General features: G+C 39.3%; 13 protein-coding genes. 6 read left to right on the plus strand and 7 right to left on the minus strand.

Features of this window, described 5'->3' with window-relative positions:
- Positions 1–308: 308 nt before the first annotated feature.
- From tyrS to G9H60_RS12025, 3 genes are read right to left on the minus strand one after another with little or no spacing between them, the layout of a single operon-like run.
- Complete coding sequence (gene tyrS, locus G9H60_RS12015; RefSeq protein ID WP_223144300.1) at positions 309–1,601, minus strand: tyrosine--tRNA ligase; 1,293 nt, start codon at positions 1,599–1,601, stop codon at positions 309–311.
- 59 nt (positions 1,602–1,660) lie between these two features.
- A complete protein-coding gene (locus G9H60_RS12020) occupies positions 1,661–2,884 on the minus strand; it encodes an S-adenosylmethionine:tRNA ribosyltransferase-isomerase (protein ID WP_223144301.1) in 1,224 nt (407 codons plus the stop codon).
- A complete protein-coding gene (locus G9H60_RS12025; RefSeq protein WP_223144302.1) occupies positions 2,884–3,390 on the minus strand; it encodes an SdpI family protein in 507 nt (168 codons plus the stop codon). The genes G9H60_RS12020 and G9H60_RS12025 overlap by 1 nt, the downstream gene beginning before the upstream one ends.
- A 146-nt stretch (positions 3,391–3,536) precedes the next feature.
- On the opposite strand from G9H60_RS12025, the gene G9H60_RS12030 reads away from it, so the two are divergent.
- Positions 3,537–4,091 carry a cob(I)yrinic acid a,c-diamide adenosyltransferase gene (locus tag G9H60_RS12030; RefSeq protein ID WP_223144303.1) on the plus strand — a complete coding sequence of 185 codons (555 nt, stop codon included), beginning with the start codon at positions 3,537–3,539 and terminating at the stop codon, positions 4,089–4,091.
- 15 nt (positions 4,092–4,106) lie between these two features.
- A complete protein-coding gene (locus tag G9H60_RS12035) occupies positions 4,107–5,162 on the plus strand; it encodes a branched-chain amino acid aminotransferase (RefSeq protein ID WP_262900030.1) in 1,056 nt (351 codons plus the stop codon).
- Here G9H60_RS12035 and G9H60_RS12040 read toward each other — a convergent pair.
- From G9H60_RS12040 to G9H60_RS12055, 4 genes are all read right to left on the minus strand, one after another.
- A complete protein-coding gene (locus tag G9H60_RS12040; protein WP_223144304.1) occupies positions 5,159–5,740 on the minus strand; it encodes a hypothetical protein in 582 nt (193 codons plus the stop codon). The genes G9H60_RS12035 and G9H60_RS12040 overlap by 4 nt on opposite strands.
- 196 nt (positions 5,741–5,936) lie before the next feature.
- On the minus strand, positions 5,937–7,343 hold the full coding sequence (locus G9H60_RS12045) for a BamA/TamA family outer membrane protein (protein WP_223144305.1): 1,407 nt from the start codon (positions 7,341–7,343) through the stop codon (positions 5,937–5,939).
- A 49-nt stretch (positions 7,344–7,392) separates the two neighbouring features.
- On the minus strand, positions 7,393–9,054 hold the full coding sequence (locus tag G9H60_RS12050) for an AMP-binding protein (RefSeq protein ID WP_223144306.1): 1,662 nt from the start codon (positions 9,052–9,054) through the stop codon (positions 7,393–7,395).
- 21 nt (positions 9,055–9,075) lie between these two features.
- Positions 9,076–9,897, minus strand: coding sequence for a biotin--[acetyl-CoA-carboxylase] ligase (locus G9H60_RS12055; RefSeq protein ID WP_317197233.1), 822 nt, complete (start codon positions 9,895–9,897; stop codon positions 9,076–9,078).
- A gap of 57 nt (positions 9,898–9,954) precedes the next feature.
- On the opposite strand from G9H60_RS12055, the gene rsfS reads away from it, so the two are divergent.
- The 4 genes from rsfS (at position 9,955) to G9H60_RS12075 (ending at position 14,882) form a co-directional block, all read left to right on the plus strand.
- Positions 9,955–10,341: a ribosome silencing factor gene (rsfS, locus tag G9H60_RS12060; RefSeq protein WP_223144308.1), complete on the plus strand. Its 387-nt coding sequence runs from the start codon at positions 9,955–9,957 to the stop codon at positions 10,339–10,341.
- Between the two features lie 78 nt (positions 10,342–10,419).
- Positions 10,420–12,555 carry an ATP-dependent zinc metalloprotease FtsH gene (gene ftsH / locus G9H60_RS12065; protein ID WP_223144309.1) on the plus strand — a complete coding sequence of 712 codons (2,136 nt, stop codon included), beginning with the start codon at positions 10,420–10,422 and terminating at the stop codon, positions 12,553–12,555.
- Positions 12,556–12,589: 34 nt separating this feature from the next.
- Positions 12,590–13,402, plus strand: coding sequence for a UDP-2,3-diacylglucosamine diphosphatase (locus tag G9H60_RS12070; protein ID WP_223144310.1), 813 nt, complete (start codon positions 12,590–12,592; stop codon positions 13,400–13,402).
- Positions 13,368–14,882 (plus strand): glycoside hydrolase family 32 protein, encoded by a 1,515-nt coding sequence (locus G9H60_RS12075; RefSeq protein ID WP_223144311.1) that lies wholly within the window; start codon positions 13,368–13,370, stop codon positions 14,880–14,882. Before G9H60_RS12070 ends, G9H60_RS12075 begins: the two co-directional genes overlap by 35 nt.
- Positions 14,883–14,942: the final 60 nt, after the last annotated feature.

Raw genomic sequence — 14,942 nt, forward strand, 5'->3', positions numbered from 1 at the left:
TGACTTTGCTCTTACTATTAAAATAAGAATTGTCATTATCCTTGTCTTGAATGCTATTTCTTCTCTTCATAACCATTTTAACTGGTTATGAACTTTTTCCTTTTATCAACACGTCAAAGAACTCTTTTAAACTGGCTTTGCATTTTGAACTTCGTCGAAACTCTGTCCTTGTACTCGCTTCGTTTATTGCGCTTGCTCGTTTAGCTAGCGATTGGGAGTGCAAAGATGCACGGTTTATTTATTTTGTGCAAATATTGGCGAAGAAATTTTTTACTTTTTTTTGAATTAATTCGCCAATATCGCAGCAACTAGCTGATAGCCAGAATGTAATTTTTTTGTTTTCCGTTTCCAATTAATAAGTATTTATTACGCAATAACGGAAAATCAATATTTGCTTGTGGATTATTTACTTTTACTTTATTCACACTAATCGCATTTCCTTGGATCGCTTTGCGCGCTTCTCCTTTGGAACTACAAATTAACTGATTACATCCCACACTGATTAAATCTGTCAAATTTTGGCACTCCGCCATTGCCTCCGGACTCACATGATAAATCGGGAGCTGTTGGAATACACTCTCCGACGCCGCTTCCAATTGCTCAATCGCATCCTTCGCAAATAGTATAGTAGATGCCTCCATTACTTCCTCACATACCTGAGCACCATGTACCCGCGTAGTAACCTCCTGGCCCAAGGCTTTTTGCAACAAGCGTAAATGTGGAGCCTCCGCATGTTGTTTTTCCATGTTTTCAATCTCTTTTTGCGTAAACAAGGTAAACACACGCAATAACCTCGGCACATCTGCATCTGCCGTATTTAACCAAAATTGATAAAACTCATAAGGACTTGTCTTGCTTGGATCTAACCATACATTGCCCGATTCCGATTTACCAAACTTAGTTCCATCCGCTTTGGTTACCAATGGAGTAGTCAAAGCAAATGCGCGATCCGTTTCATCTTCTCCAGTACCTTCCTTCCGACGAATAATTTCCGTACCCGTAGTAATATTACCCCACTGGTCAGAACCACCCATTTGTAAACGGACATTCTTGGTTTTGTACAAATGATAAAAATCGTAACCTTGTAATAGCTGATAGGAGAATTCCGTAAAAGAGAGTCCCGTTTCCAAGCGGTTTTTTACTGAATCTTTCGACATCATGTAATTTACCGTTAAAAACTTACCTGCTTCGCGTAAAAATCCCAAAAAACTAAATTCTTTGAACCAATCGTAATTATTTACTACTTCCGCCGAATTAGCTCCTGCATGGAAATCTAAAAACTTCTCTAATTGCTTTTGAATCCCAACTTGATTCTCCCGCAAGGTATCCTCCGATAAAAATTCCCGCTCTGCATTTTTTCCAGATGGATCTCCAATCATACCGGTAGCACCGCCCACCAAAGCAATGGGCTTATGGCCAGCTAATTGGAAATGCTTTAACAACATAATGGCCGCTAAGTTTCCGATGTGCAAACTAGGTGCAGTTGGGTCAAAGCCAATATAAGCCGTTGTCATTTCTTTGGCTAATTGCTCTTCTAAGCCGGGAATCATGTCGTGTAACATGCCTCTCCATCTCAATTCCTCGATAAAATTACCTTGCATTTTCTTGGGTTGTCATAAATAAAAGGGTTGCAAAAATAAGCATATTTGCTTGAATTCGTCTACTGTTTGAATAACAATGACGTATCTCCATAACTTAAAAAGCGATAGCCTTGATCTAGGGCCTCGGCATAGACCTCTTTCCAATGGTCGCCAATCAAGGCCGCAATCAATACCAATAAGGTTGATTTAGGCTGATGGAAATTGGTGATTAAGGCATCGCAAAGGTGTAATTCATAACCCGGCATGATCAATAATTCCGTTTCCGCAATCCATTGTTCTTGCCCATGGGCTCGTAAATAAGCGATGACTTTTTCCAAGGATTCTTTGGCCGTAAAAGATTTAGCTCTTGGTAGGTAGGCAAATTCTTTGGCTAAGACAAAACCCTCTGTTGGTATGTCTCTTTCTTCTAATAGATATATCCCTGACCAATATAAGCTTTCTAAGGCTCTCAAAGCCGTAGTACCTACGGGCACAATGGGACCTTCATGTTTCAGAATGGCTTCCATCATAGGAATGGAGAAAATCAACTGTTCCCGATGCATGGGATGGTTGGCCACGTTTTCTTCTTTAACGGGAAGAAAAGTACCTGCTCCGACATGCAATGTAATGAAGGTACTCTGGTGACCTTTGTTTGGAATTTGATCCAATAATGCTTGGGTGAAATGAAGACTAGCCGTAGGAGCCGCTACCGCACCTAATTCTTTGGAAAATATGGTTTGATACCTTTCTTGGTCTTCTTCATCTAAATCTCTACCTAAATAGGGAGGTAGGGGGATTTGACCAAATGTATTTAATATCTCAGCAAATAAATGTGAACTGTTCCAGGTGATTTTTACCCAATTTTTTTCTCGGTCTATCCAATGTAGATCTATTTGAATATCTTCATCACCAATCCGAAGCCCTTGTTGCAGTATTTCTCCTTCCTTCCAGCGTTTTTTATTTCCTACCAAACATTCCCATTCCACTACATGCTGTGATTCCATAGTAAGTTGGGTAGCAATTTGCGAAGCTAAAGGTTTTAATAAAAAGAGCTCAATGGTAGATCCAGTAGGTTTTTTGAGATGAATTCTAGCCGGAATTACGCGAGTATTATTAAAAACAAGTAAACTGTTTTTGGGCAATACCTCTAAAATATCATAAAAATGATGATGCGAAATTTGGCCGTTTTTGGAAACCAATAGTCGGGAAGCATCTCTGCTTGGACTAGGATGTAAAGCGATGCTGGATTCAGGTAAATGATAATCAAATGCCTGAATCGATAAAGGGGCTAATTCAAGCTTCATTATTCTTCCAAATAATCCGAATAGGTTAATAAACGAACAGGTAGGTAGGCGATCCAAATAAGCAATGCGATGATGCCTATATAAGGATAGTAGGAGAAATCTTGGTTATATGTTCTTTCGTCGTTCAATAAAAGTAAAGCCCTTAATACCAAAATCATGTAGGTATTAATCAAAGCAGGTAACATGTGTAACCAATGCCCTAGTGTTTCTTTAATCTTAGTTCCACCTTTTTTCTTGAAGATTGAAAATAATAGGGTGAATTGAAAATCAGGTATTTTCTGGATGTTTTTGATCAAAAGTAAGGCAAGCATATTAATCAAGGTCATGATGCCTGCCGTCAAATAAAATACTTCTTCTTTAGGTAGAAATCCATCGCCACGACCGGTCTCGCCAAAATGCACAGCCGTTGGATCCGGTAAGCCACGGTATATAAATAGGAGAGAGACCCCAAATCCAATGATGGATATGATGCGCCATACTCGGGAAAAGAAATGATCGATCGACATACGTTGATTAAAATGTCCACAAAATTAGGTCTGAAAATCTAACTGACCTAATCTTTGTTTTCTTTCCATCAGGAAAATGATAATTATGCCTCATTCTTGTTATTCAGGCTTGAAAAAAGTAGATTTGTACCTTATACTAAATAGCCATGGCAATCTATACAAAAAACGGAGATAAGGGTTTTACTCGGCTTGCTGATGGGAATGGTGTATCTAAATCGGATTTGCGAATTGATGCCATTGGGGATATCGACGAGTTAAATTCCTATTTAGGTTTATTGAATACACAGCTGTCAGATTCTTTGAATGCCAAAGTACTCGGTATTCAAACGAGTTTGTTTGTCCTCGGAGCCCATGTGGCTAGTGATTCTACCGAATTTTTAGGTAACATGAAGCTCATTGAACTACATGACATTGTGGCTCTGGAAGGTTTAATTGACGAGATGGATGAAGTTCTAATACCCATGCGAGTCTTTATTCTGCCCGGTGGTCACGAGACAATTGCCTTGGCACAAGTTTGCCGCACTGTTTGCCGCCGTGCAGAACGCAGCCTAATCAGGTGGGTTCAAGCTGAAGAAAAAGAAGAAGCTTATCAAATATCCATCGCTTATTTAAATAGATTATCGGATTATTTATTCATGATGTGCCGCTATCTCCACCATTCATTAGGAATTCCTGAAATTCCTTGGAACTCGGGCAGATAGCCAATACGATTTAATATGATGCAAATAGAAATAAAACCCATAGCCCAATCTCGAATCAATGAGGTTGATTTTGATCACTTAGTTTTCGGTCGCAGTTTCGCAGACCACATGTTAGTCGCGGATTATGCCGATGGCGCTTGGCAGAAAGTAAGCATTCAGCCTTACGGACCTTTGAGCTATCAGCCAGCCATGATGTCTTTGCATTATGGTCAAGCTATTTTTGAAGGAATGAAAGCTTATCGTTCGAAGCAGGATGATATTTTGGTTTTTCGTCCTGAGGAGAATTTCAAACGTTTCAATAAATCTGCCCTTCGGATGTGTATGCCGGAAGTCCCAGAAGAGATTTTTATGGGTGGTTTGAGACAGTTATTGCAATTGGATAAGGCTTGGGTCCCAGCCAAAGAAGGTTGTTCTCTATACATTCGTCCCTTCATGTTTTCTACGGATGAGTATGTGGGTGTATCTCCTTCCAATACCTATAAGTTTATTATTTTCCTTTGTCCAGTTGGTTCTTACTATGCTAAGCCATTGCGCGTGCGGGTGGAAACAGAATACATTCGTGCGGCCAAGGGGGGTGTAGGATTCTCTAAAAATGCAGGAAATTATGGTGGATCTTTATTTCCAACGCAAGAAGCAAATAAAGCAGGCTACGATCAAATCATTTGGACAGATGCCGCTACCCATCAATATGTAGAAGAAGCAGGAACCATGAATTTGATGTTTGTGGTGAATGGCGCATTGGTTACTGCACCGACAGGTGATACTATCTTAGATGGTGTTACCAGGAAATCGGTTTTACAGATAGCCAAAGATTGGGGCATGAAAGTGGAAGAAAGACCCCTTTCAGTGAAGGAATTGGTTGAAGGTATTCAATCAGGTGCTGTAACTGAGGCCTTTGGTGCAGGAACAGCGGCCGTGATTGCCCCAATTCAAGTGATTGCTTTTGAAGGAAAGGATTACGAATTGCCTGCTAGAAAAGAAAGTGATTTCTCATCGAAAGTTTTTCATGAAATCAATCATATCCGTTTAGGTGAGGTAGCGGATACCCGCCATTGGATTTGGAAAGTCTAGTTTATTTTAGAAAATACTAATTGAATACCTGGGTCTTTGGGTGTACCTACATCTTCCAAAATGACCTGGGTATTTTCATTTTTCCAAACTATCTTTTTGGCATTACCTCGGCCATTTCCGTATAAACTGCCCAAGTATTCCTTAAAATTGGCCGTTAAGTCCAACACCTCATCTTGTTCTTCCAAAAAGATATTCAATATAATTCCTTTTACTTTATTGTTCTCATCGGGTAAATAGGTGATGTCCACAAAGTTTAAATCCGTATCATCAAAGAACTGAGTGTAGGATTTTCCTACGCTAGGCTGTGTTTCGGATAATTCCACTTTCTCAGCTATCGTCGACATATCTTGCCCCCAAGTAACATTTCTGATCACTCCTTCAGACCCCAAGGTGATTCGCTGAAGTAGGGGAGTGCTTGCATCCCATGCTTGTTGCTTAGCCTGCTTTTTTGGTTCTTGATTATTCGGATTGGCTTCTTGTTTGTCGGTAGTAGTTTGACATGCATTATTAATTATCAAGAAACTGATAATGAGTGCAAAGGCGAAAAACTTTTGTATTAAGCTTGTTTTAGGGTTCATTTGAGTGAGAATCAGCAATGTGATGTATTTGAATTACTAAAATTAAAAAAATTCAAATTTGATATATTCTGTTTTTAGAAAAATAGTGTTATTTTTGTTCAACGATTTTTACGTTTGATTCGTCAAACTAACAATATTTAAGATTATTAGTGGTTAGGTATTTTAAAAAGGAGCCGGTCTTTGACTGGCTTTTTTTTTAGAATTCACGTCCTAATCCTACCACAAAGCCATATTTGCCCCCATTGTTAAAAGGGAGAGCCATCTTCAAAACAAAGTTGTAATAAGTAACGATATCGAGTCCAACTCCATATCCAAATAACCATTTGTTGGCATAATGACTTTTCGTCTCCACCCGGTTTGCTTGATTTACATAGGCCAAATCCAAAAATGCAGTCGGGTAAATGGATAAAGGCATTTGGTTAAATTGCTTGTAAGGAATGAAAGGAAGAGGTATGATTTGTTTATACAATTGGTATTTCCAGGTGTTTCTCGACAAGAAATAATCGGTACCATCCACTACTTTTAATTCAAAACCACGTACCACTTCATTTCGATATCCTAATCCACGTTGGTTTGCATAAGGGACCGTAGCGCCCTCTTGGGTAATCTTTCCTTTGAATTGACTACTGAAATAAAACTTTTTACCTAAATCAAAATAGTAGGAAAGTCCTGCATTCATCTCCCAAAAGTTGATTTCATCTTGAGGCAATACTCCAAATTTTTGAAAACTGATGTCGATTTTTTTACCTACCAAAGGGTAAACCACATAATCACGGAAATCATAGGAGAAAGTATAGCCCAATTGCATGAAGTTTTGCTCATTGGATTTTCCTTGAAAATAGACAGGGTTAAGCTTGGTAATCGTGTCTGCTACTAAATTATGGCTGTATTTGATTTCCAAGGTTTGAAAATCATAAAATCGAAATCGTTTCCTTAGCGTAATTCCTCCACTCCATTTTTCACGTAAAATATTCTCTGAGCCTAAATAGACCAGCGTATCTGCTTGTGTTTTGTAAGCGATATTTTTGCTTGTTAAGTAATCCAAATTAAATCCAACGCCCAAGGTTTTTTTGCGGTCTACATAAGGGTTGTTATACGAAAATTCCAATCGCTGAGAAAAACCTGTTTCTGCTTTTAACATGAGCTTTTCAGCTCTCCCTCGAAAGTTGGTATGCAACAAGTGTATCCCATAAATCGCTCGATCCAATGGATGACCACGGGCCCACCACTCATTTAAATTTCGGTCTGCTAATTGGAATACAGGATAGGCTAAAAAATACCATTGTTCTAATACATCAAAATTGATTGCCAATTTCCCTGTCTTAGTTAAGTGATATTCAGAACGAACCCAAATGAATAAATTGGTATTCATGAGTTTCCTCCGACTGAATTCCAGTTTTTTGTCTATTTCATTTAAATCCAGTAAATCACCTTCTTTGAAATCCAGCTCACGTCTAAGAATACTTCTTTTGCTGCGTTCATTTCCTTTGAATTGAATGCTATCTACCTCCACCATTTGACCCCATAGACGGTTGGATAAACCTAGTCCGAGGCAAATAATCATGCTGAAAATGAAAGCATTAGGCGGCAATAAACGTCTCATGCAGCTAATTTAGTCAAAAAGCACAGCTATTATTTTACCTTGGAATGAATTATTCAAAAAGAATGGAAGCTGGATGTTGATTCCATGCTTCTATTTGGTCTTGGAATTTTTTCTCAATCGCTTGCCTTCGGATTTTTAAAGTAGGAGTCATGCAATTGTTTTCAATGGTCCAATCTTCTCGCAAGACAACCATTTTTGACAAATGTTCGTACTTTTTAAAGTGCGGTTTTAAATTGGATTTGATGCCATCTAAAGCTATTTCTAGTATGTCCTTGTCGACTTTTTTACCTTCTGCATTTAAGATGATCAAAGCGATGGGTTGAGGTAAGTTTGTTCCAACTACGCAAGCTTGTTCTATCCATTCATGGGATAAAATCATGTTTTCGATTGGGGCGGGTGCTACGTATTGACCTTTACTGGTTTTAAAATTATCTTTTACTCGGCCAATGATGGAAATGAATCCTTCGGAATCCAATTCGGCCATATCCCCTGTTTTTAGCCAAGGGCCATCAAAAAGTTCTTGCGTCAATGTGGGTTCTTTGTAATAACCGGAAGTCATATATGCCGCTTTCATGAGTAACTCATGCGATTCAGGATCCAATTTAACTTCACAGGTCGGCCATGGTTTTCCTACCGTACCCAATCGAATTTGGTCTCGAGGCATCAGCGAGTTGAAACCCATGTTTTCTGTCATCCCATAGGCTTCTTGAATGCATAAGCCAATCTTTTGAAACCATTGCAATAATTCCGTGGGCATAGGTGCTGCGCCGGTAACGTTCATTTTGGTTTGATCCAAACCTAAGCCTTTGACGATTTTCCTTTTGATGAAAGTACTTAGCAAAGGGATAGAAAGTAAGAGTTGCAAGCGTTTTTGCCCCCCAATTTTTTGTAAAATACCTTCTCTGAATTTTGCCCAAATTCGTGGTACAGCTAAGAAATGGGTAGGACGACAGGCCACTAAATTATCTTTAAAACTATCCAAAGTTTCAACAAAGTAGATGGTTCCACCCGATGCTGTGCCCGCAAATTCAACGAAGTTACGCTCGGCAATATGGCTCAAAGGTAGATAGGAGATAAACCGATTATTAGGCTCTTGTAATAGAGCAGCTTCTTTGGCAATGTTGATTACTTGAATAATTCCTTGGTGATGCAACATGACACCTTTGGGAGAGCCTGTAGTGCCCGATGTGTAAATGATGGTACAAAGTTCACTTGCATCAGCTTGATGAAAGGAATCGATGGGGTCATATTGAGCCTCAATGCTAGTCCAATGCGATTCGGAAAGAGGGCTGGAGTGCTCAGGAGTGAATATTAAAGTGATGTGTTCAGGTATACCAGCTCGAATACTTTCCCATTGATCAAGTTTTCCCACAAAGAGTATTTGGCAGTCGGAATGCACCAAAACCTGATTCAATTGATCAGCAGTTAAAGTAGGATAAAATGGAACGGAAACAGCCCCTGCTGCTGCAATTGCCAAGTCAGCCATAATCCAATGCGCACAATTTTTGGATAATATACCAATGTGATTGGGGCGAGAATGATCTAAGTTTTGACGCAGGTAATTAGCTATTTTACTGATTTGAAAAGCGACCTCTTGGTAGGTATAATCTTTAAAATGGGTGCCAATAGGCTGCTTTAAGTAAACAGCCTCTGGACGATGTTCTGCCCAATAAAGAAAATTATCCAGGTTACTGCGGTAATGGTCAATCATGAGCAAGAGGTATTTCTAAGGTTAGTCCTTAAAAATAAAACTTAATTCCTTTATTTCATATACTTGTTCGCCTATGTGTTTTTCCATGATTAAAAGGCCTTGAGCATTGACTCTTAGAATTTTACCAACAAATTCATGTTGAATATCTTGATATGTGTGCCATTCTTGGAATCTGAATAATTTCTGATGATAGACTTCGTCTAGCAAATGGAATTTTTGCTCTAAAAAATGTAAATATTCTTGTTCAATGCCAGCTGAAATATGCTTGTAGATGTCAAGCAGGTCAAAGGATTGAGGTGACTTCATCCATGACTTTAAGGAGCATGCACGTAAATCTGCGAAGTTGGTTTGGTTGATATTTAGTCCAATTCCCACAATGGAAAAGGTCCATTGGCCTGATTGGAAATTATTTTCAATCAATATGCCACCTAATTTTTTACCATCTAGGTACAAGTCATTGGGCCATTTGATACTTAGTGGGAGCTTTTCTCCATAGTTTTCGATCGCCCAATTTTGTAGACCATGTAGGATACCTAGGGCTACAGCCTTACTGAGGTAAAATTGATTTTCGAGTAAAGCATGAGGTGGCTTGAGCAAATAAGACAGCAATAGGTTTTGATCTGGTTCTGCCTGCCAGGTATTTCCTCTTTGACCTCTACCCGCACTTTGATGACCTGCTACCCAAGCAAATCCTTCGGGAATATTGCTTTCTAATGACTCTTGAAAAGCCATGGAATTGGTGGAAGGGCAGCTGGGAATGTATTTCGCCAATTTGCCTATGAACCGGGTTGGTGCGTGGTAATTGTTCAAATTTATTTGTAATTTTAAGCTTGTGTAGAACAAATTTAAATTTTTAATCGTTAAGATAGTTCTCTATAAACATTTAGATCAAAACAATATATGCGTAAAAGTTCCATTAAGTCCCCCAAAGAAGATATCTCGGAAGAAATTGTGAATTGGGTAGTCAAGGGGATGCAAGAAAAGAAGGCACAGGAAATCATGGTATTGGACTTACGCGGTGTACAAAATGCATTCACGGATTTTTTTGTGATTTGTTCCGGTACTTCAGATACTCAGATTGATGCTATTGCGGATTCTGTCGATAAAGAAATTTGGGAGGCAGGTAAATTACATGCCCATTCCATTGAAGGAAAGGCCAATCGTGAGTGGATTTTGATGGATTATTATGATGTCATCGTTCACGTATTTTTAAAGGAAAAAAGATCCTTTTTTAAATTAGAAGAATTATGGGGAGATGCTAAATTCACCATCATTCCGGAATTATAATCTGGATTTTGTAGAATTTTTTCTCGAAAAGAAACTTAATCACTCCGCTACATTGTTACAAGCCCAAATAGATAACCAATGGCAAAACAAGTAAACAATTCAAAGAATACTAAGAGGTCTGGAATTCCCCCTCGATTACCTAAAAAACCTGTTGGAGGCATGCAAAGCTGGATGGTCATTGGTTTGATGATCGCTGTCGTGAGTATGTTCTTCTTTACTAAACAACGCACATTACAAGAGATTTCCCAAAAACAATTTGAGTCGATGTTGATTCAAAAAGAAGTGGAAGGAGTGACCATTGTCAATGATAAATTGGTAGAAGTTAATCTGAAACCAAATTTTGTTGCTAAGTATTTCAAAAACTCACCTCAAGGCCTTATTTCAGTAAAACAAGGTCCTCATTTTGAGTTTCAAATTATTTCCAAAGAAGGTTTTGAGCGTTTTTTAGAGGATAGACAAAAGGCCTTTCCTCGCAATGAGCAGATCATGGCCAAGCCAGAAACACGTACAGGACCTTTGGATTGGTTGGGTACTTGGGGTTTCTTTATCTTAATGGGCCTAAGTTTCTATTTCCTTTTCTTCCGCATGGGAGGAGGTGGCGGTGCCGGTGGACAAATCTTCAATATCGGTCGTAGTAAAGCTACCTTGATTGAAGGGGAGTCTAAAGTTCGCGTAACTTTCAACGATGTGGCTGGTTTAGATGAAGCCAAAGAAGAGATTCAGGAGATTGTAGAATTCTTAAAATTCCCTAAAAAATTCACGGATTTAGGAGGTAAAATTCCCAAAGGTGCCTTATTAGTAGGCCCTCCGGGAACAGGTAAGACCTTGTTGGCAAAAGCCGTTGCAGGTGAAGCTGGTGTACCATTCTTCTCACTTTCAGGTTCTGATTTTGTGGAAATGTTTGTTGGGGTAGGAGCGGCTCGTGTACGTGATTTGTTTAAGCAAGCCAAAGAGAAAGCACCTTGTATTATTTTCATTGATGAAATTGATGCAGTAGGCCGTTCTCGTGGACGAGGTTCTATGCCAGGTGCCAATGATGAAAGAGAAAATACGTTGAACTCACTATTGGTGGAGATGGATGGTTTTGCTACGGATTCAGGAATTATCATCATGGCTGCAACTAACCGTCCTGATGTTTTGGATTCCGCCTTATTGCGCCCGGGTCGTTTTGATCGTACTATCAGTATCGACAAACCTGATATCATCGGTCGTGAGGCTATTTTTAAAGTACACATTAAGCCACTAAAATTGGCGAATGGAGTCGATGTGAAAGAGTTAGCGGCTCAAACTCCAGGTTTTGCTGGAGCGGAAATTGCCAATGTGTGTAATGAGGCTGCTTTGATAGCTGCACGTAGAAATAAAGTAGCGGTGGAAATGACCGATTTCCAAGAGGCGATGGATCGTGTGATTGGAGGTTTAGAGAAGAAAAATAAATTGATTTCTCCAGAAGAGAAGAATATTGTAGCTCACCATGAAGCTGGACATGCTATTGCGGGCTGGTTCTTGGAGCATGCAAACCCATTAGTGAAAGTGTCTATTGTTCCTCGTGGGGTGGCGGCATTGGGTTATGCACAGTACTTGCCGAAAGAGCAATTCTTGTATCGTACCGAGCAATTGATGGATGAGATGTGCGTGACCTTAGGAGGTCGTGCAGCTGAAGAAATCATTTTTGGTAAAGTATCTACTGGAGCACAAAATGATTTAGAGCGAATCACCAAATTAGCTTATTCTATGGTGACGGTTTATGGTATGAATGATAAGTTGGGTAATATCTCTTATTACGATTCCAAAGGGACCGAATACCAATTCAATAAGCCATATTCAGAAACCACGGCTCGTGAAATTGATGAAGAGGTTCGCAAGATTATTGCAGAAGCCTACAAGAGAACATTAGCTTTATTGCGTTCTAAGAAAGCCAAATTGATTATTTTGGCAGAGCAATTGTTGAAAAAAGAGGTTTTGTTCCAAAGCGATTTAGAAGCTTTGGTGGGTCCTCGTCCATTTGAGCAATTAACTTCCTACCAAGAGTACATCAAAGGAGAGACAGAAAAGAAGCGTAAGGAAGCCAAAGATGAGCGTGATTTAGCTGAAAAGGCAGAATCTGCACCTCAAGTAGAAGAAGTCAAGAAAACGATTAGAAAGCCTAGAGCTAAAGCTGTAAAAAAGGAAGAAACCATAGCTTCCAATGACAATTCCAGCGAATCGGCCGTTTAACGAATGTTGGGGTGGCTAAGCCACCCCTTTTTTTATGAAACATATTCAGGTAGCAGTTGGTAAAAAGGTCTATTTCGCCTCTGATTTTCATTTGGGTTTTCCGAATGAAAAGGAAAGTAGGGAGCGAGAAACTTATTTATTAAACTGGCTAGATCAAGTCAAACCAGATGCCCAAGCTTTATTTTTGTTGGGCGACTTGTTTGATTTTTGGTTTGAATATCAAAAAGCCGTTCCCAAAGGATTTATCCGTTTCTTAGGGAAGCTTGCTGAATTATCTGATTCAGGTATAGAACTACACATTTTTGTTGGGAATCATGATCTATGGATGTATGACTATTTTCAAGAAGAATTGGATGCTAAGATTTATCGTCGTCCTGAGCGTTTTCTCTTGACATTTAGCGATGGATCTAGCAAATCTATCTTGGTGGGCCATGGGGATGGTTTAGGGCCAGGAGATTATGGATATAAAGCCCTGAAGCATGTATTTACGAATAAGCTAGCTCAGTTTTTATTTCAATGGCTACATCCAGACTTAGGAATTCGATTGGCACATGCCTGGTCCAATACCCGAAAGACCAATGCCATTACCCAGGGAGTTGTACCCTTTCATCCTGAAACCGATTATATTCTTCAATTTGTGCAGGATCAATACCAACAAGACCTTATTCAACATCAAGTATCTTCCAGTTACATTTTTGGACATCGGCATCATCCCGTTGCATGGGAGCTAGGAACTGATGCCACATATTATAACTTGGGGGATTGGTTTAGTCCAGCATTATGTAATGCTTACTTTTTACGTATTGACGCTCATGAAAATTCTTTCCAAAAGTATTCCGCTTCCTAGCATACTAGTTAGCTTATTGATGCTCATTTCTTTGACTATTTCAGCTCAAAGCCCTACTGAACATTGGAGGCCATCCATTCACTTTTCTCCGAAAAAGAACTGGATGAATGATCCCAACGGATTGATCTATTTTAAAGGATATTATCACTTGTTTTTTCAGCATAACCCCAAGGGAAATGACTGGGGGAACATGAGCTGGGGACATGCCCGAAGCAAAGATTTATGGCACTGGGAAGAGCTTCCTGTGGCTATTCCACACGGAGAAGAATTTATTTTTTCTGGTTGTGTGGTTTGGGATAAAGACCATGTGTCGGGTCTGGGAGATGCTAGCAAAGATCTATTAGTTGCCATCTATACGGCCGATTATCCCAATAAAAAACAAGAACAACATCTCGCATATTCCAATGATGATGGTTTGACATGGAAGAAATACGATCAAAATCCGATTTTAGATATTCAATTATTGAATTTCCGAGACCCCAATATCATCTGGCATCATTCTAGTAAGCAGTTTATTATGTCAGTGGCAAAACCCTTGGATCGTTCCGTTCAATTTTATGGATCTAAGAATTTATTGAAATGGGATTTACTTAGTGAATTCAGTAATCAAGGGGAATTAGAAATGATATGGGAATGTCCTTCCTTGGTTGAATTACCCATTGAAGGCAGAGAAAAGGAGAGCAAATGGGTATTATTTAACTCCTCTCAAGGTGTGCAAAAGGGTTTTGTGGGAATGCAATATTTTGTGGGAGAATTCAATGGTAAGACCTTTATCAATGAAAACACAAGTGATACCAAATTATTTGTTGATTATGGTAAGGATTTTTATGCAGCTATTCCATTTTATAACACTGCCCCTAATGAAGTTATGTGGCTAGGATGGGCACTGAGTTGGCAATATGCCAAAGAGCAACCAACTTTCCCTTGGAAAGGCCAGATGTCGTCGGTTAGAAAGTTGAGTTTGGTCGATACCCATGAAGGCTTGAGATTGAAACAAGATTTTCAACCCGATTTTAGTTCACTTGAACCTACTTTTCAGGCAAAGGACATTTCTATTTCTAAGCCTAAAATCTTGAATGGGATGAAGATGTTACAAGGGAAATCTTATCTGATTGATTTAGAAATAGAGTCAACGAATGCCGATCGTTGGGGATTAAAGTGGCAATCAGTGGATAATCCGAAAGAGTATACGGTGGTCGCTTTTGATGAGAATAAAAAACAATGGTTCATCGATCGTTCTCATTCTGGGAAGATTCTAAGCCCTGGTTTTTTCAAATTGGATGCTGCCCCATGGGTTGAAGGGAAGGCAAAACATGTACGTGTATTGGTTGACCATTCAATGCTCGAGCTATTGGCTCAGGAGGGTACTGTGGCTATTTCTTCGCTTCGATTCCCTCATTCTATCAAGGAAAATCTTTCTGTTTTTTCGGAGAAAGGTAAATTAGATTTAAAACAAATTACGATTTGGGAGGTGAAATAAGGTTCATTCGCACACTTTATTTTCGTATCTTCGTTTAATTTAATAATTCAAACTAAACAC

Origin of the sequence: Aquirufa aurantiipilula, assembly GCF_019923745.1 — a bacterium.
Lineage (GTDB): Bacteria > Bacteroidota > Bacteroidia > Cytophagales > Spirosomataceae > Aquirufa > Aquirufa aurantiipilula.